Source organism: Rhizobium sp. ZW T2_16 (assembly GCF_044987325.1).
In the GTDB taxonomy this organism is placed as follows: Bacteria; Pseudomonadota; Alphaproteobacteria; order Rhizobiales; family Rhizobiaceae; genus Neorhizobium; species Neorhizobium cellulosilyticum.
In genome coordinates this window covers 1-15,406 of sequence record NZ_JBJDRG010000017.1, presented here as the reverse complement: position 1 = coordinate 15,406, position 15,406 = coordinate 1, and the positions used below count along the sequence as shown (strand labels likewise).

Sequence of the window (15,406 nt, the reverse complement as noted above, 5' to 3'; positions counted from 1 at the left end):
TGAAGGCTAGGATTATGCTTGATATCAAATGGATTCGTGAAAACGAACAGGCTCTTGATGAGGCGCTCGCCAAGCGTGGCGCCGGGCCGATGGCCGCTGAACTCGTGGCGATGGATGAACGTCGCCGCAGTATAATCCAGAAGCTTCAGGACATGCAGTCCCGCCGCAACGCTGCCTCCAAGGAGATCGGCGCTGCCATGGCGCAGAAGAACCTTGAACTGGCGGACAAGCTCAAGGCAGAAGTCGCCGAGATCAAGGAAACCATGCCCGCCGCGGAGCAGCAAGAGCGCGAGGCAATTGCTGCGCTTGATGACGCGCTGTCGCGTCTTCCCAACATCCCGCTCGATGACGTGCCGGTCGGCAAGGACGAACACGACAATATCGTGAAACGCGTCGTTGGTGAAAAGCCGCGCTGGAACCATCCGGCGAAGGAGCATTTCGATATCGGTGAAGCGCTCGGTTACATGGATTTCGATCGCGCCTCGAAGCTGTCGGGTGCACGCTTCACGGTTCTGACCAGCCAGCTCGCCCGTCTTGAGCGGGCGCTTGGCCAGTTCATGCTCGACATGCACACCATGGAGCACGGTTATACGGAAGTCTCCTCACCGCTGATGGTGAAGGCCGAGGCCATGTATGGCACCGGCCAGTTGCCGAAGTTCGAGGAAGATTTGTTCAAGACGACCGACGGCCGTTACCTTATTCCGACGGCCGAAGTGACGCTGACTAATCTCGTTTCGGCCGAAACGCTTGAGCAGGAAAAACTGCCGCTGCGCTTTACCGCGCTGACGCCGTCCTTCCGTTCGGAAGCAGGTTCTGCCGGCCGTGATACGCGCGGCATGCTGCGCCAGCACCAGTTCTGGAAATGCGAACTGGTTTCCATCACCGATGCGGAAAGCGCGATCGCTGAACACGAGCGCATGACGGAATGCGCCGAGAATGTTCTGAAGCGTCTGGGCCTGCATTTCCGCACCATGACGCTTTGCACCGGCGATATGGGCTTTGGCGCTCGCAAGACCTACGACATCGAGGTCTGGTTGCCGGGACAGGACACCTATCGCGAAATTTCGTCCTGCTCGGTCTGCGGCGATTTTCAAGGCCGTCGCATGAACGCGCGCTATCGCGTCAAGGACGAGAAGGCGCTTCGTTTCGTTCATACGCTGAATGGTTCGGGTACTGCCGTCGGTCGCTGCCTGATCGCGGTTCTGGAAAATTACCTGAACGAAGACGGTTCCGTCACAATTCCTGATGCGCTTCTGCCTTACATGGGCGGCCTGACCAAGATCGAGAAGGCATAAGGATATATCACGATGCGCATTCTGCTCACCAACGATGACGGTATCCACGCAGAAGGTCTTGGCGTCCTGGAACGGATTGCACGGACGATTTCTGACGATGTCTGGATCGTTGCGCCGGAGACGGACCAGAGCGGTCTTGCGCATTCGCTGACCCTGTCCGAGCCGCTTCGGCTGAGGAAGATCGACGACCAGCGTTATGCACTGCGCGGCACGCCGACAGATTGCGTCATCATGGCCATCAGCGAGATCATGGGCGGCAAACCCGATCTCGTCCTATCGGGCATAAACGACGGCGGCAATATGGCCGACGACATCACCTATTCCGGCACGGTCGCTGGTGCGATCGAGGGAACGCTTCAGGGCGTGCGCTCGATCGCGATAAGCCAGGCTGCGCGTAAGGAAAATGGCCGTTTCACGCCATGGGAAGTTGCCGAATCATACGCTGCCGATCTTCTTCGCAAGTTGATAGAGGTCGAGCTTCCTGACGGAACTTTCCTCAATGTGAACTTCCCGCATTGTGCGCCGGAGGAAGTGAAGGGTGTAGAGGTCACTTCACAAGGAAAGCTCGATTTCGGCCTGATGATAGATGCGCGAGAGGATGGTCGCGGCCGACCCTATTACTGGCTGAAATTTTCGGAGCGGAAAGGAAATTTCCGTGACGGCACGGATATCCAGGCGCTTAAGGAAAACAAGATTTCCGTAACGCCGCTTAAGCTGGACCTGACCGATTATTCGGTTCAGGATCGCTTGGCATCCGCGCTGGGAGCAGGAGTTGCCGGTTGAAAACTGGGATGGTCGAAAAAGAAGGGTTTGCTGCACTCGTCCTGCGCCTGCGGGCCGAGGGCATCTCCGATCTGGATCTTCTGACAGCCGTGGAGCAGACACCTCGTTCCCAGTTCGTACCAGCTCCGCTGGCCGAGGAAGCCTATTCCAGCCGCACGATCCCGATCGATTGCGGTGCCTTTATGGAAGGCGCCGACCTCGCTGTGCGCCTTCTGCATCGTCTGCAGGTAAAGCCTGGTCATCGTGTGCTCGAAATTGGCACAGGTAGTGGGTTTACCGCTGCGGTGATGGGGCGAATTGCCGAGCGCGTGACGACCGTCGAGCGTTACCGCACGCTGGTTACGGCAGCCAACGCCCGAATGGACGCACTGAGTCTTCGCAACGTCATCATTCGACAGGCGGACGGTAGCAACGGCCAGCCGGGTGAGGGAACTTTCGACCGCATTCTGGTGACTGCCGCATTTACCACTTTACCGCGGTTTTATGCCGAGCAGCTCACGCATGGCGGCTCCATGATCGCTCCGCTCATCCTTGATGACGAGACCTGCCTCATGACGCGTCTGACCAAGACCGGCAGCCGTTTCGAGCGTGAGGATCTGTTCCCGGCCCCCTATCTTCCGCTTGTTCCGCACGTGGCCGAAGCTCTCTGAGCTTGGTTGGCATGGTTAGCAATTTGACAAAATACCGACTTTTGGTGCGGCGCCTTAACCTGCCAGTAAGACTAACAGGTTTTAATGACTCTCATGATGGTGGCGTCATGAGTAGGTCGAGTCAATGCGTTTCAAGAGTTCATCCAAGTTCGGTACATCCGTTGTAAAGTTCGCAGCGGCAGCCTTGCTGGCCAGCGCTGCGACCGGTTGCAGTTCAGACGCTACGCGTTTTTCCGGTCTGTTCGACGGTACGGACAATATGACCACGGCATCCATTCCTCAGCGGCAGGGAGGTGGTGCATACGGTCAGGCTCCGGTTCCGCGTGGTGACGTGTCTTCGTCTCAGGGCATGCAGCCGCAGTACGGTTCGAATAACGTTGCTTCGTCTCCGTCTTATCCGCCTTCGGGTGGCTATTCGTCGCCGGCGCGCGTCGCTTCCGCGCCTTCGAGCGTTCAGCGTTCGGAGCTGTCTGCTCCAAGCAGTCTTCCTCCGGTGTCCGGATCCGATTCTTCGATGCGCCAGCAGGCCATGGCTCAGCCATTTCCGCAGCAGTCGAACACTGCTCCGGTTCGTGGTGCAGACAACCTGACAACCGGCACGGTCAAGCCGATGTCCGGCTGGTCAACGGTCAATGCGCCGCGTGTCACGCTGAGGCCAGGCGAGTCTGCCAAGACATTGGCAAACCGTTATGGCGTTCCTGAAAAGGAAATCCTGCGGGCAAATGGCGGTACGCTCGCAGCCGGCCAGTCGGTCGTAATTCCGACCTTTGGTCCTGCGCGCAATACTGCCAAGACTGCCGCTAGCGATATCGATCTTCAGAACAATGCACATGCACCGGAAAACCAGTCCGAGCAGAAGCTCGCTGTTCTGCCGTCGCGTGACAAGTCGCTGGCGGAGCCGGGCAAGATCACGCCTCCTGGCGGCAAGCCGATTGGTGGCACATACACCGTCAAGCCCGGCGACACGCTGACCAAGATCGCCCGCGAAACCGGCACATCGGTCGAGGCGCTGAAGGCTGCGAACGGCATGACCGATGGCACCGTTCGTATCGGCCAGACGCTCAAGGTTGCCAATGGCATGACCGACCCGGTTCGCACTGCCTCGGTTCCGCAGAAACCTGCCGAGCCTATGCACGCAGCGCCGAAGGCTGCAGCTCCGCAGCAGCCGGCCGTCGCCAAGGTTGAGCCTGCCGTAGCAGCACCATCCAAGCCTGCCGCTGCAGAAAATGCATCGCTCAGCGAAGTCGAAAAGAAAGCTGATGTTGCGTCTGTCGCCCCACAGTCCACGGGGATCGAGAAGTACCGCTGGCCGGTCAATGGCGCGGTCATTGCCGGCTACGGCTCCAACGTCAATGGCAGCCGCAATGATGGTATCGACATCTCGGTTCCGGAAGGTACGCCGATCAAGGCAGCCGAAAACGGTGTCGTTATCTACGCAGGCAATGGTCTGAAGCAACTCGGCAACACCGTGCTCGTACGTCACGACGACGGCAAGGTCACCGTTTACGGCCATGCCAGCGCGATCAACGTGACCCGTGGCCAGAAGGTTACCCGCGGCCAGACGCTTGCTTCTTCGGGTATGAGCGGCGACGCACAGCGTCCGCAGGTTCACTTCGAGGTCCGCAAGGACGCAACGCCGGTCAATCCGAATACCTACCTTGAATAATGTAGTGCGTTTCAAGGGGACAACGAAAAAGCCCGGCTCTGCCGGGCTTTTTTGCGTTTTTCACTTGATCCAGTAGAAGCGGCAGCCGTTGTTCTTTCCGGAATTATGCCCTGGCGATCGAGTTTTGTGGCGTTATATGCGATCCAGCGGCTTGCGCAGTCGGCCGGCGAGATCCTGAATGTACTGCCAGGCCACACGACCCGAACGGCCTCCGCGTGTCGTTGCCCATTCCAGTGCTTCGGCGTGAAGTGTTTCTTGACCCAGGCCCAGGTTGAAATGTGCTGCGTATCCGTCGATCATTGCCAGATAATCGTCCTGGCTGCATTTGTGGAAGCCGAGCCACAGGCCGAAACGATCGGAAAGCGAGACTTTTTCTTCCACGGCCTCCGAGGGATTGATGGCCGTCGATTGCTCGTTTTCCATCATGTTGCGGGGCAGGAGATGGCGACGGTTGGACGTTGCATAGAAGAGCACATTGTCCGGTCGCCCCTCTATGCCACCGTCGAGCGCGGCCTTGAGCGACTTGTAGGCGGTGTCGTCATGGTCGAAAGACAGGTCGTCGCAGAAAAGGATGACGCGCCGTTTCGATGATTTGAGAATGTCCAGAAGGCCGGGCAGTGAAGCGATATCCTCGCGGTGAACCTCTACGAGTTTGAGCGATGAGCCGGTTGCAACACGCACATCTTCATGCACGGCCTTGACGAGCGACGATTTGCCCATGCCGCGCGCGCCCCATAAAAGCACATTGTTTGCCGGATATCCTTCGGCGAAACGAAGCGTGTTTTCATGCAGGATATCGCGCACATGATCGACCCCGCGGATCAGCGTCAACGCGATACGGTTCGGCCGCGGCACTGGCTGGAGTTTCAGGTTGGATGGCACCCAGACGAAGCAATCGGCGGCATCCCAGTCGTTGACTGCGGGAGGCGGTCCCGCAAGACGTTCGACCGCATCGGCAAGGCGCCTTATTTCGGCAAGCACCTGTGCGTTAATGTCCTCGCTCATGACGCTGCCCTTCCTTTTCCTGTGTTTCGGGCCGGGTAACACGCTCGTCATTGCATAGAAAGGCTTTGAGCCGTGGATTCGGTACGCAAATTGCCGCTTTCTGTTGCATTCCGGGCCATCGCAACTATATTCCGGCGGCTTGAACGGGGGCGGGGAGTCTCCGGTAGTTTTAGGAGTTCTCGATGTTCATTACCGAAGCATTCGCCCAGGCGAGTGGCGCAGCAGCCCCCTCGGGCACCGATTCCATCCTGCAGATGGTCATGCTGTTCGCACCCCTGATGGTGGTGTGGTATTTCTTTCTCATCCGTCCGCAGCGTGCCCAGGCCAAGAAGCGCAAGGAAACGCTTGATAACATTCGTCGTGGCGATCAGGTCGTTCTCGGTGGCGGTATCACGGGCAAGGTAAGCAAGGTCATCGACGACAACGAACTGGAAGTCGAAATCGCCGAAGGCGTCAAGATCCGCGCCCAGCGTGCCTATATCGCCGAAGTCAAGGTAAAGGGCGAACCGGTCAAGACCGAATCTGCTCCGACCAAGTAAGCGGCACGATAACCGGCTTGCTCGAAAGTCGGCTACCTGATTGCCCGGATCGTTTCTGTCTATCCGACGGAGGCTTGATCCGGGCAAAGTTGTTCTGGAAGGAAGCCATGCCAATGGCGAAAGGCATCGAAATCCGAGACGCTCATTTTCCGGGCCGCGCGCCGATCGATGCCTACGGCAATGGTGGTTTCCGTTTCGCTGACATGTCCCATCGCGGCTCCATTCTATGCTTGCCCTCTGGCATTCATGGCTGGGACATGCGGGAGGGCGATCTCCTGACGATCGCCTCTCTGGAGCGCGTACTGGCCGATGCATCCGGCATCGAAGTGCTGCTGATCGGCGCAGGGGCCAACCTCAGGCCTATACCCGCTGACGTGAAAGCTGCGCTGAAGTCCAGAGGCATCTCTTCCGATCCGATGAGCACCGGTGCAGCCGTGCGCACATTCAACATCATGCTGGCCGAATCCCGCGCTGTCGCGGCGGCTCTCATCGCGGTTTGACATGACCGATACCCTTTCCGAAAACGGCGCGCTTTGCCTCTCCATGCTGCGGGAGACGGACCGCGACCGTTATCTGGCCTGTCTTCTTTCGCCTGAAGACAAGCGGGGTGCACTTGCCTCACTTTATGCGTTCAATGCGGAAATTGCCCGCGTTCGCGACGTGGTGCGTGAGCCGCTCCCCGGCGAAATCCGCCTGCAATGGTGGCGGGATCTCTTGGAAGGTGGAGCCGCAGGAGATACCGGCGGCAATCCGCTCGCCGCTGGTCTGCTGGAGACCATAGACCGTTATCGTTTGCCACGGCAAACACTGGTTGCCATGACAGAGGCACGCATCTTCGACCTCTATGACGATGCCATGCCCGACCAAAACGCGCTGGAGGGCTATTCGGGTGAGACAGCATCGGCTTTGATCCAGCTTGCTGGTCTTGTCTTGTCACCCGAAGATGCGACTCAATCGGCCGATGCTGCCGGGCATGCGGGCGTGGCACAGTCGATAGCCGGCTTGCTGATGCTTTTGCCGATCCATAACCGCAGGCGGCAGATCTATGTCCCGCTCGATATCCTTTCCGCAACAGGCCTTGATCGTGACGGCTTTTTGGCCGGCGAGGACAAGACGCGTATCTCGGCAGCGATCGAGGCTTTTTCCGGCCTAGGGTTGGAGCATTTGCAAAAGGCCCGCCATGCAGGGCCGATCGCCAAACCACTTTTTCCGGCCTTTTTGCCCGTCTCTCTGGCGGAGCACATTTTGAAGCGGGCCAGAAAACTGGGCGCTTCGGCGCTTTTCGGTGGATTGCAGCAACCGCAATGGCGTCGCCAGATCAGCATGATGAAAGCGACGCTGCTTCGCCGCTTCTGATGCGACATAACACTCGCGCAAGCCTCGCGCGTTAGGCACTATGCAACCCAAAAACCTGCCCCCCAAACCTTCTATGCCTAGGAGAAGCGGTTTGAGTGCCCTTATCATCTGGATCACGATCGTTGCGCTGATTCTCATTCTCGTTTTCTACATAAGGCGAATTGCCCGTAGGAACGACGAACAGGGGCGTTACGATCTCGGGACCGCAATCCTCGAATTCGGCCGGGCCTTTCCGGAAGAAGCGATTCGCAGCCTGCATGGCACAAAGGATGGTGATGTCTTCGTTCGCTTGCATAATGACAAGACGGGCTTCATGCGTAATCGACGCAACCACTATGCCTGCCATCTCATCCAGCCCGGTCGAGTGCGGATCGTTCCCTTGGCAAATGCTAAAGGGTTCGTTGCTGAATTTCTCGATGCACCGACATTGAATGGCGAATTTGTATTCGTGAAGGAAAGTGAAGCAGCCGAAGTTTCTCTCTGGCTGCTCGACAATTATGTCAGCGTTACAGGTAAAATCAGCGACGACGGCCAGCCGGATGGCGGGCGTGAAATGGCCGCCGCCGATGGTGATGCCTCTACGCCAGACCGAGCCAATTAGCGCAATCTTTCAGCGCCCGCGCCGACAATAACTGCCGTTTCATAACGGTCTTGTCCTTGCCACGAAAACGTTTGACGCCTTCCGGCTTGACGATCGAGCCGGGCTCGAGTTCTGGAAAAAGGCCGAAATTGATATTCATCGGCTGGAAGGATCGTTTGCCGGGCTCCTCATCATGAATGAGGTGGCCACCGGTGATGTGGCCGAGAAGCGAGCCAAAGGCTGTGGTGGCAGGAGGTGGCGCAAGCGGTTCCCCCTTCCGCTCGGCAGCCGCAAATCGTCCGGCAAGGAGGCCTATCGCGGCGCTTTCCACGTACCCTTCGCAGCCGGTGATCTGGCCGGCAAAGCGCAAGCCGGGCCGGCTTTTCAACGTCAGTGATTTGTCGAGCAGGATCGGCGACTGAATATAGGTGTTGCGGTGAAGGCCGCCGAGCCGCGCAAACTCGGCATTCTGCAGGCCGGGTATCATGCGGAAAATCTCTGCTTGCGCGCCGTATTTCAGCTTCGTCTGGAAGCCGACCATGTTGTAGAGCGTGCCAAGCGCATTGTCCTGGCGCAGCTGCACGACCGCATAGGCCTTGACCGTCGGGTTATGCGAATTGGTGAGGCCCATCGGCTTCATAGGTCCGTGGCGCAAGGTTTCGCGGCCGCGTTCCGCCATCACCTCGATCGGCAGGCAGCCATCGAAATAGGGTGTTCCTTCCCATTCCTTGAACCCGACCGTATCGCCGGCGATCAGGGCGTCGACGAAGGCGTCGTACTGATCCTTGTCGAGTGGGCAGTTGATGTAGTCTTTGCCGTTGCCTCCAGGGCCGACTTTGTCGTAGCGCGACTGGTACCAGCATGTATCCATATCTATCGAATCGCGATGGATGATGGGTGCGATCGCGTCGAAAAAGGCGAGCTGGTCTTCACCCGTCTCCGCCTGGATGGATGCGGCAAGCGAAGGCGAGGTGAGGGGGCCGGTGGCGACCACTGCCAGGTCCCATTCCTTCGGTGGCAGTCCCTGGATTTCTTCTCGGAGAACTGTGATCAGCGGATGGCTGGAAATTGCGGCAGTGACCGCATCCGAAAATCCGTCGCGGTCGACGGCAAGAGCGCCACCCGCCGGAACCTGATGCTTGTCGGCCGAGGCGATGATCAGCGAGTTCGCAAGTCGCATCTCTGCATGGATCACGCCGACGGCGTTGGCTGTCGCATCATCGGAGCGGAACGAATTGGAGCACACCAGTTCGGCAAGGCCGTCTGTTTTATGGGCATCGGTGCCGCGAACGCCGCGCATCTCGTGCAGGATGACCGGGATGCCGGCCTGTGCGATCTGCCAGGCTGCTTCGGAGCCGGCAAGGCCGCCGCCGATCACGTGAATGGGGGAATAGGATGTCTCTGTCATGGGCCGCGTCATTATCACGACAAGCTGCCGACAGGAATCAAAAAGCACTTCATTCGAAGTCAATTTGGCGCCTGAGGCGAACTAGAATCAAAAAGGCACCTGAGAAGGTGCCTTTGATCATCCTTGGGCATTTCAGCCGCTAGACTTGTTCCTCCGGCGGTTGGGATACCGCCCCCGTCAGGGATTAACGGAAGGAACGAGCAGCGATGTTACGGATATCGTAACGGGTCAGGCCGATGTCGGAGAGGGCCTGGTTCGACAGGTTGCCGAGTTCGTTCATCGTGCGGCGGTAGCTGACCCAGTTCTTTGCGATGCGGATCGGGTTCATGGTGGTTTCCTCAAGTCGTCTTTTTCCCGGCGCTCGTTATCGGCTCCGGCGATGTGCTTCTTATACGACCGAATAATAAGAATGTGCAGTGCAAATTATGTGCAACTGCCATGCATTTGTGCGGTGAATTGTCGCTTTTCTGGGCGATGGGCGAAAAATGAGCTGAGAATTTGCGCTATGGCAATTCTAGCAAAAGACAGAGCGATTTCGCGTTTCAACAGCAGGCGAAAAGGCTTCCAGGCAATAATGAACTGCACAAACGAAAAACGCCTCCCGAAGGAGGCGCTTTCGACCGACTGGAGAGTCGAGGTATTATTAGAAGCCGACTGCAGTCCGAGCTACGCGGCGGATGTCTGCACGGCCGATGCCGAGGTCACCCAGTTCGCGGTCGGTCATGCGGCCGAGCTCGGAAACGGTTTCGCGGTACTTGCGCCAGTCGCTGAATTTCTTTGCGATGCTCATTGTGGGGATCCTTTGCCCTGTGGGCGTCATATCCGCCCTCTTCATCTGCTAATCGTTTTAAATGTTCTTCTGCACAAAAAACAGCGCCCGTTACGTATGCCACCTATGCGTCTGGCGCATTGCGATATGGAGGTGCGTGGCTCTGGTATGTTCGGTGATGGAGACACTGCTGAAACAAATAACGCCCACCGGGGGAGGAGGTCCGGTGGGCGTCATATGAATGACCGGCAAATGGGAGAAGGAGTCTCGCCGGTCTGTACGGGACAACGCTGGGAGGAGGAGTGCGTGCCCCGAATGTCTTGCGGGAAAATCCGCCTTTAAAGCTTTCGCATTTAGGAGGCGTTTGCCCCGGCCTGATCACTGCTTCGTTCGTTAAGCTGAACCTATATAAAGGAAGATAAATTGTGCACTGCAAACGCTGAATGGATGGCATGCTTTCTGTGCATGGCTGTTTTGGTCGGCGCACGTGGCGTCTGGGAGATTGTGCTGACGCCGCCAGAACGAATATCCCCCGCTTTCATCCTGTTCTGACAGTCTTCTTTTGTCCCTGTCATTTTTCCTTTGCGTGCAGGAAAACGGATGATATAGAGACGCGCGCTCTGGAAGGCCTCCGGCGACGAGGTATTTCGACGCGGTTTGGGGCGCGGGTATGGTGAAATTGGTAGACACGCCAGATTTAGGTTCTGGTGCCGCAAGGCGTGGGAGTTCAAGTCTCTCTACCCGCACCAAGCACCGCCAAGGTGTGGTCTTGAGCCAAAGAATAGGGCGAACGACCGGCGCCTTTAATGCCGCGGCTGGTCTCTTTGAAGTTCCGGCGATGTGCTGACTGTTGAACGGCTGGAGATGCCGGATAGTTGGTGCCGCCGCCACGATATGAAGGTTTGAAAATGCAGGTTACCGAAACGCTCGCTGAAGGGCTGAAGCGCGAAATCAAAGTTGTCATCCCTAAGCAGGAGATGGAAGCACAGCTGAACGTGCGCCTTGCCGATGCGAAGGATAAGGTCCGCATCAACGGCTTCCGTCCGGGCAAGGTGCCGTTGGCGCACCTCAAGAAGACCTACGGCAAGTCGATCATGGCAGATCTCGTCAACGAGATCATCCGCGACCGTCCGGGCAAGATTCTCTCAGATCGCGGTGAGAAGTCGGCAACCCAGCCGTCGATCGCTATGACCGAGGATCAGGCAGAAGCCGAAAAGATCCTGTCCGCACAGGCTGACCTTGAGTTCACGCTCACCTACGAAGTCATTCCGCCGATCGAGCTGAAGTCGACCGACAAGATCACGGTTACTCGTGAAGTCGTCGAAATCGCTGACGAAGAAGTCAACGAGCAGATCGTCAAGATCGCTGAAAGCGCTCGTACTTACGAAACCAAGAAGGGCAAGGCCGCCAACGGCGACCGCGTCACCATGAACTACCTCGGCAAGGTCGACGGCGTAGCCTTCGATGGCGGCGCTGCCGAAGATGCCGAACTGGTTCTCGGTTCCGGCCAGTTCATCCCGGGCTTCGAAGACCAGTTGGTCGGCGTTAAGGCTGGTGACGAAAAGGTCATCACGGTTACCTTCCCGGAACAGTATCCGGCTGCAAATCTCGCAGGCAAGGAAGCGACCTTCGACATCACCGTCAAGGATGTTGCTGCTCCGGGCGAAGTCGAAATCAACGACGAACTCGCTTCCAAGCTCGGCATCGAATCAGTCGATCGCCTGAAGGAAATCGTTCGCGGCCAGATCGAAAGCCAGTACGGCAACCTGACACGCCAGAAGGTAAAGCGTCAGATCCTCGACCAGCTCGATGAAATGTACCAGTTCGACACCCCGCAGGGTCTCGTTGACGCCGAGTTCGACAACATCTGGCGCCAGATCAACACCGATCTTGCCCAGTCCGGCAAGACCTTCGAAGACGAAGAAACGACTGAGGAAGAAGCCCGTGCGGAATACCGCAAGCTTGCCGAGCGTCGCGTTCGTCTGGGCCTCGTTCTCTCCGAAATCGGTGAGAAGGCTGGTGTTGAAGTGACCGAAGAAGAGCTGCAGCGCGCGCTTTATGCACAGCTGCAGCAGTTCCCGGGCCAGCAGAAGGAAATCCTCGATTTCTTCCGCAACACGCCTGGTGCTTCCAACTCGCTGCGCGCTCCGATCTTCGAAGAAAAGGTCATCGACAAGCTGCTTACCGAAGTGAAGGTCACCGACAAGACCGTCACGAAGGAAGAGCTGATGGCTGACGACGAAGCCGAAGGCGACGACAAGCCGGCCAAGAAGAAGGCTGCGCCGAAGAAGGCCAAGGCTGAAGCTGCGGAAGGCGAAGAAGCCGCTCCGAAGAAGAAGCCTGCTCCGAAGAAGAAGGCCGCTGAAGACAGCGCCGAATAATCTTCGCAGAAAATGATTGGAAAAGCCGGGTCGGCAACGATCCGGCTTTTTTATTGTCTACAACCCATCAACTGACGTTTGCCGAGCCATGATCCGTATCGAAAATATCAGCAAGTCGAACAGCCATCGCATTCTCTACATCGAGGCTTCGGCTGCGCTCAATCGCGGTGAAAAAATCGGCCTCGTTGGCCCGAACGGCGCCGGCAAGACGACACTGTTTCGGATGATCACCGGCGGTGAGATCCCCGATGAAGGCCAAGTTTCGGTCGAGAAGCACGTCACCATCGGCTATTTCAATCAAGATGTCGGCGAAATGTCCGGCGTCAGCGCCGTCACCGAAGTGATGGATGGCGCGGGTCCCGTCAGCACGGTTGCGGCCGAACTGCGCGAACTCGAAGCCGCCATGGTCGATCCGGACCGTGTGGACGAGATGGATGCCATCATCGAGCGTTACGGCGAGGTTCAGGCTCGTTACGAGGAACTCGACGGTTATGGGCTGGAAAGCCGGGCTCGCGAAGTGCTTGCCGGTCTCTCCTTTAGCCAGGAAATGATGGATGGCGATGTCGGCAAGCTTTCAGGCGGCTGGAAGATGCGCGTCGCGCTCGCCCGCATTCTTCTGATGCGCCCGGACGTGATGCTGCTCGATGAACCATCCAACCATCTTGATCTCGAAAGTCTGATCTGGCTGGAACAGTTCCTGAAAGGTTATGACGGCGCGCTTCTGATGACCTCGCACGACCGCGAGTTCATGAACCGGATCGTCAACAAGATCATCGAGATAGATGCCGGGTCGCTCAATACCTATGCAGGTGATTACGGGTTCTACGAGCAGCAGCGGGCGCAGAACGAAAAGCAGCAGCAGGCGCAGTTCGAGCGCCAGCAGGCGATGCTCGCCAAGGAAATCAAGTTCATCGAGCGCTTCAAGGCGCGTGCGTCGCATGCCGCTCAGGTTCAGAGCCGGGTGAAGAAGCTCGACAAGATCGAGCGCGTCGAGCCGCCGAAGCGCCGCCAGTCGGTCGCTTTCGAATTCCAGGCACCGCCGCGTTCGGGTGAAGACGTTGCCAACCTCAAGGGCGTTCACAAGGCTTATGGCAGCAGGACGATCTATGAAGGCCTGGATTTCTCCATTCGCCGCAAGGAGCGCTGGTGCATCATGGGCGTCAACGGTGCCGGCAAGTCGACGCTTCTGAAGCTGATTGCCGGTTCGGCCGAACCGGATCAGGGATCTGTTGCGATCGGTGCCAGCGTTAAGATGGGCTATTTTGCCCAGCACGCCATGGATCTGCTCGATGGCGAGCAGACCGTGTTCGAATGGCTCGAATCGGAGTTCCCGCGTGCCGGGCAGGGCGCTCTCAGGACGCTCGCCGGCTGCTTTGGTTTCTCCGGCGATGATGTCGAGAAGAGGTGCCGCGTGCTTTCGGGTGGTGAGAAGGCCCGCCTAGTGATGGCGGCCATGCTGTTCGATCCGCCGAATTTCCTCGTTCTTGACGAGCCGACCAACCACCTCGACCTCGATACCAAGGAAATGCTGATCAAGGCACTATCCGAATATGAAGGCACGATGCTTTTCGTCAGCCACGATCGCCATTTCCTTTCCGAGCTTTCCAATCGCGTGCTGGAAGTCTCCTCCGAAGGCGTCCATCGTTATGATGGCGGCTACCGCGAATACGTCGAGCGCACCGGTTACGAAGCTCCCGGCCTTGTCGCCTGACGTCCCCGTCGAGCACAACATTGGAAATTGTGATCGGTTCTCTGGCCGGTTACTGGTTTTGAATGTCTTGATCCGTAGCGCCTTGCGCCTAGCTAGTCCTCTGGTGGCTGGTAAAGGTAAAACGGCGATGTTGGATTATGAATTTTCAGACACTGCATTTGCGGGCTTTCGCCCGATTATCGATTTTGAGCCTGATGCTCGGCGCCTGCACGATCCCTCCGGACACATCTCGGGTTATCGGTGAAAATTCTACGATAGCCGCGGCGCGAACTGAACTCGTCGGGCTGGATGAAGACGATGTTCGCATGTGTGCGGGCTTTCCGACAGCAAGCACTGTGACGGCCGACGGCGGCACGATCTGGGCCTATCGCCGTGACATGCCGCGCGGAAACTGGAACGTCGTCAATCCGTCCTTCACCCTTTTCGGCGCGATACCCGCGGTGAATACGTCGACGAGCGGTTCCTCGGGCGGTAATTGCAGCACGCAGTTTCGATTCGCGGAAAACAGGCTGAAGCAGATGGAGTTCGCGGGTGACAACAACACCGCAACCGATCTGAACGGTCTTTGCGTCAGCATGATCGACAATTGCCTGATTTATGCCCGCAAGAAAAAGGCGCGATGAATGGAGCGCCATTTCATGAAAAAAAGCCGCGCAATGCACGGCTTTCAAAAAGCTCGCGATATGCCTCAACGGCAGACGCGGATAGATTCCATATGCCAGCCGCCATCATAGGCGTTGCGAACCCGCTGATCCTCGAACCAGCAGCGCGGCGGAGGCGGTGGTGGCTCCACGTAACGGGGACCGCCGCTATTGGCCAAGGCCCCGCCGATCAGGCCGCCGACAATACCTGCAGCCAAGCCTCCGGCAATGACCTTGCCGGTATTGTCGTGGTGGCGATGATGACGGTCACGGTCGCGATCCCAGCGTGGCGGTGGTGGCCTGCGGTCGTCCCAGCGGGGCGGCGGTCCATCGCGCCATTGCGCCATCGCAGTTCCTGCCGGCGCCATTGCGGCGCTGGTGAGAATGGCAATGGAAAGGACAGAAAGAGCGATCTTCTTCATGTGTTTCGTCCCTGGGCGCCGGGTTGTCTTGGCGCTTCGATGGCGGACATTGCGTCAGTCTGCCTTAACGTAGCTTGAACATGGGGTAATCGCGGGACGGTTTGCCCAAAGGCATTGCCTCAGCAATATCTGACATGGGTGGTTGCCCCCGGTAAGATGGAAATACGGGCTCACGTTTGGAACCGGGCCCAGCATCAAAT

16 protein-coding genes and 1 tRNA gene are annotated in these 15,406 nt (G+C 57.9%); 12 read left to right on the top strand and 5 right to left on the bottom strand.

Features of this window, described 5'->3' with window-relative positions; all coding sequences use genetic code 11:
* The first annotated feature begins 14 nt into the window (after positions 1 to 14).
* The 4 genes from serS (at position 15) to ACI3K0_RS24830 (ending at position 4,394) form a co-directional block, all read left to right on the top strand.
* Complete coding sequence (gene serS / locus ACI3K0_RS24845; RefSeq protein WP_148146411.1) at positions 15 to 1,295, top strand: serine--tRNA ligase; 1,281 nt, start codon at positions 15 to 17, stop codon at positions 1,293 to 1,295.
* Positions 1,296 to 1,307: 12 nt separating this feature from the next.
* The gene (gene surE / locus ACI3K0_RS24840) at positions 1,308 to 2,078 is read left to right on the top strand and encodes a 5'/3'-nucleotidase SurE (RefSeq protein ID WP_183821883.1); all 771 of its coding nucleotides are present in this window, start codon (positions 1,308 to 1,310) and stop codon (positions 2,076 to 2,078) included.
* A gap of 8 nt (positions 2,079 to 2,086) precedes the next feature.
* Complete coding sequence (locus tag ACI3K0_RS24835; protein WP_148146506.1) at positions 2,087 to 2,728, top strand: protein-L-isoaspartate(D-aspartate) O-methyltransferase; 642 nt, start codon at positions 2,087 to 2,089, stop codon at positions 2,726 to 2,728.
* 124 nt (positions 2,729 to 2,852) lie between these two features.
* The gene (locus tag ACI3K0_RS24830; protein ID WP_183821881.1) at positions 2,853 to 4,394 is read left to right on the top strand and encodes a LysM peptidoglycan-binding domain-containing M23 family metallopeptidase; all 1,542 of its coding nucleotides are present in this window, start codon (positions 2,853 to 2,855) and stop codon (positions 4,392 to 4,394) included.
* A 132-nt stretch (positions 4,395 to 4,526) separates the two neighbouring features.
* Here ACI3K0_RS24830 and ACI3K0_RS24825 read toward each other — a convergent pair whose 3' ends face one another.
* Positions 4,527 to 5,399 (bottom strand): ATP-binding protein, encoded by an 873-nt coding sequence (locus ACI3K0_RS24825; RefSeq protein ID WP_404946414.1) that lies wholly within the window; start codon positions 5,397 to 5,399, stop codon positions 4,527 to 4,529.
* A gap of 182 nt (positions 5,400 to 5,581) precedes the next feature.
* Between ACI3K0_RS24825 and yajC the strand changes: the two genes are divergently transcribed.
* The 4 genes from yajC (at position 5,582) to ACI3K0_RS24805 (ending at position 7,895) form a co-directional block, all read left to right on the top strand.
* Positions 5,582 to 5,938, top strand: a complete 357-nt coding sequence (gene yajC / locus ACI3K0_RS24820; protein ID WP_148146415.1) for a preprotein translocase subunit YajC — start codon at positions 5,582 to 5,584, stop codon at positions 5,936 to 5,938.
* A gap of 113 nt (positions 5,939 to 6,051) precedes the next feature.
* Positions 6,052 to 6,438 (top strand): Mth938-like domain-containing protein, encoded by a 387-nt coding sequence (locus ACI3K0_RS24815; RefSeq protein WP_183821879.1) that lies wholly within the window; start codon positions 6,052 to 6,054, stop codon positions 6,436 to 6,438.
* Position 6,439: 1 nt separating this feature from the next.
* Positions 6,440 to 7,294 carry a phytoene/squalene synthase family protein gene (locus tag ACI3K0_RS24810; protein WP_183821877.1) on the top strand — a complete coding sequence of 285 codons (855 nt, stop codon included), beginning with the start codon at positions 6,440 to 6,442 and terminating at the stop codon, positions 7,292 to 7,294.
* Between the two features lie 40 nt (positions 7,295 to 7,334).
* Positions 7,335 to 7,895 carry a hypothetical protein gene (locus tag ACI3K0_RS24805; protein WP_246435751.1) on the top strand — a complete coding sequence of 187 codons (561 nt, stop codon included), beginning with the start codon at positions 7,335 to 7,337 and terminating at the stop codon, positions 7,893 to 7,895.
* Here the strand turns inward: ACI3K0_RS24805 and trmFO are convergent.
* The 3 genes from trmFO to ACI3K0_RS24790 form a co-directional block, all read right to left on the bottom strand.
* Complete coding sequence (gene trmFO / locus ACI3K0_RS24800) at positions 7,873 to 9,282, bottom strand: methylenetetrahydrofolate--tRNA-(uracil(54)-C(5))-methyltransferase (FADH(2)-oxidizing) TrmFO (protein ID WP_183821875.1); 1,410 nt, start codon at positions 9,280 to 9,282, stop codon at positions 7,873 to 7,875. The genes ACI3K0_RS24805 and trmFO overlap by 23 nt on opposite strands.
* A gap of 184 nt (positions 9,283 to 9,466) precedes the next feature.
* Positions 9,467 to 9,610, bottom strand: a complete 144-nt coding sequence (locus ACI3K0_RS24795) for a DUF1127 domain-containing protein (RefSeq protein WP_119940433.1) — start codon at positions 9,608 to 9,610, stop codon at positions 9,467 to 9,469.
* Between the two features lie 315 nt (positions 9,611 to 9,925).
* Positions 9,926 to 10,072 (bottom strand): DUF1127 domain-containing protein, encoded by a 147-nt coding sequence (locus ACI3K0_RS24790; protein WP_112507721.1) that lies wholly within the window; start codon positions 10,070 to 10,072, stop codon positions 9,926 to 9,928.
* Positions 10,073 to 10,715: 643 nt separating this feature from the next.
* Here ACI3K0_RS24790 and ACI3K0_RS24785 point away from each other — a divergent pair.
* The 4 genes from ACI3K0_RS24785 (at position 10,716) to ACI3K0_RS24770 (ending at position 14,766) form a co-directional block, all read left to right on the top strand.
* Positions 10,716 to 10,800: transfer RNA gene (locus ACI3K0_RS24785), tRNA-Leu, on the top strand.
* A 159-nt stretch (positions 10,801 to 10,959) separates the two neighbouring features.
* The gene (gene tig, locus ACI3K0_RS24780; RefSeq protein ID WP_183821873.1) at positions 10,960 to 12,432 is read left to right on the top strand and encodes a trigger factor; all 1,473 of its coding nucleotides are present in this window, start codon (positions 10,960 to 10,962) and stop codon (positions 12,430 to 12,432) included.
* Positions 12,433 to 12,520: 88 nt separating this feature from the next.
* Positions 12,521 to 14,143 carry an ABC-F family ATP-binding cassette domain-containing protein gene (locus tag ACI3K0_RS24775; protein WP_183821871.1) on the top strand — a complete coding sequence of 541 codons (1,623 nt, stop codon included), beginning with the start codon at positions 12,521 to 12,523 and terminating at the stop codon, positions 14,141 to 14,143.
* 137 nt (positions 14,144 to 14,280) lie between these two features.
* Positions 14,281 to 14,766 carry a hypothetical protein gene (locus tag ACI3K0_RS24770; RefSeq protein WP_183821869.1) on the top strand — a complete coding sequence of 162 codons (486 nt, stop codon included), beginning with the start codon at positions 14,281 to 14,283 and terminating at the stop codon, positions 14,764 to 14,766.
* 65 nt (positions 14,767 to 14,831) lie between these two features.
* On the opposite strand, the gene ACI3K0_RS24765 is transcribed toward ACI3K0_RS24770, so the two are convergent.
* Positions 14,832 to 15,206, bottom strand: coding sequence for a hypothetical protein (locus ACI3K0_RS24765; protein WP_183821867.1), 375 nt, complete (start codon positions 15,204 to 15,206; stop codon positions 14,832 to 14,834).
* Positions 15,207 to 15,406 lie beyond the last annotated feature (200 nt).

Bases quoted from the DNA above. Each gene is read 5' to 3' on its own strand.
- ACI3K0_RS24805 (WP_246435751.1), top strand. From the start codon at position 7,335: ATGCAACCCAAAAACCTGCCCCCCAAACCTTCTATGCCTAGGAGAAGC.
- yajC (WP_148146415.1), top strand. From the start codon at position 5,582: ATGTTCATTACCGAAGCATTCGCCCAGGCGAGTGGCGCAGCAGCCCCC.
- ACI3K0_RS24835 (WP_148146506.1), top strand. From the start codon at position 2,087: ATGGTCGAAAAAGAAGGGTTTGCTGCACTCGTCCTGCGCCTGCGGGCC.
- ACI3K0_RS24770 (WP_183821869.1), top strand. From the start codon at position 14,281: ATGAATTTTCAGACACTGCATTTGCGGGCTTTCGCCCGATTATCGATT.
- ACI3K0_RS24790 (WP_112507721.1), bottom strand. From the start codon at position 10,072: ATGAGCATCGCAAAGAAATTCAGCGACTGGCGCAAGTACCGCGAAACC.
- surE (WP_183821883.1), top strand. From the start codon at position 1,308: ATGCGCATTCTGCTCACCAACGATGACGGTATCCACGCAGAAGGTCTT.
- ACI3K0_RS24815 (WP_183821879.1), top strand. From the start codon at position 6,052: ATGGCGAAAGGCATCGAAATCCGAGACGCTCATTTTCCGGGCCGCGCG.
- trmFO (WP_183821875.1), bottom strand. From the start codon at position 9,282: ATGACAGAGACATCCTATTCCCCCATTCACGTGATCGGCGGCGGCCTT.
- ACI3K0_RS24765 (WP_183821867.1), bottom strand. From the start codon at position 15,206: ATGAAGAAGATCGCTCTTTCTGTCCTTTCCATTGCCATTCTCACCAGC.
- ACI3K0_RS24830 (WP_183821881.1), top strand. From the start codon at position 2,853: ATGCGTTTCAAGAGTTCATCCAAGTTCGGTACATCCGTTGTAAAGTTC.
- ACI3K0_RS24825 (WP_404946414.1), bottom strand. From the start codon at position 5,399: ATGAGCGAGGACATTAACGCACAGGTGCTTGCCGAAATAAGGCGCCTT.
- ACI3K0_RS24775 (WP_183821871.1), top strand. From the start codon at position 12,521: ATGATCCGTATCGAAAATATCAGCAAGTCGAACAGCCATCGCATTCTC.
- tig (WP_183821873.1), top strand. From the start codon at position 10,960: ATGCAGGTTACCGAAACGCTCGCTGAAGGGCTGAAGCGCGAAATCAAA.
- ACI3K0_RS24810 (WP_183821877.1), top strand. From the start codon at position 6,440: ATGACCGATACCCTTTCCGAAAACGGCGCGCTTTGCCTCTCCATGCTG.
- serS (WP_148146411.1), top strand. From the start codon at position 15: ATGCTTGATATCAAATGGATTCGTGAAAACGAACAGGCTCTTGATGAG.
- ACI3K0_RS24795 (WP_119940433.1), bottom strand. From the start codon at position 9,610: ATGAACCCGATCCGCATCGCAAAGAACTGGGTCAGCTACCGCCGCACG.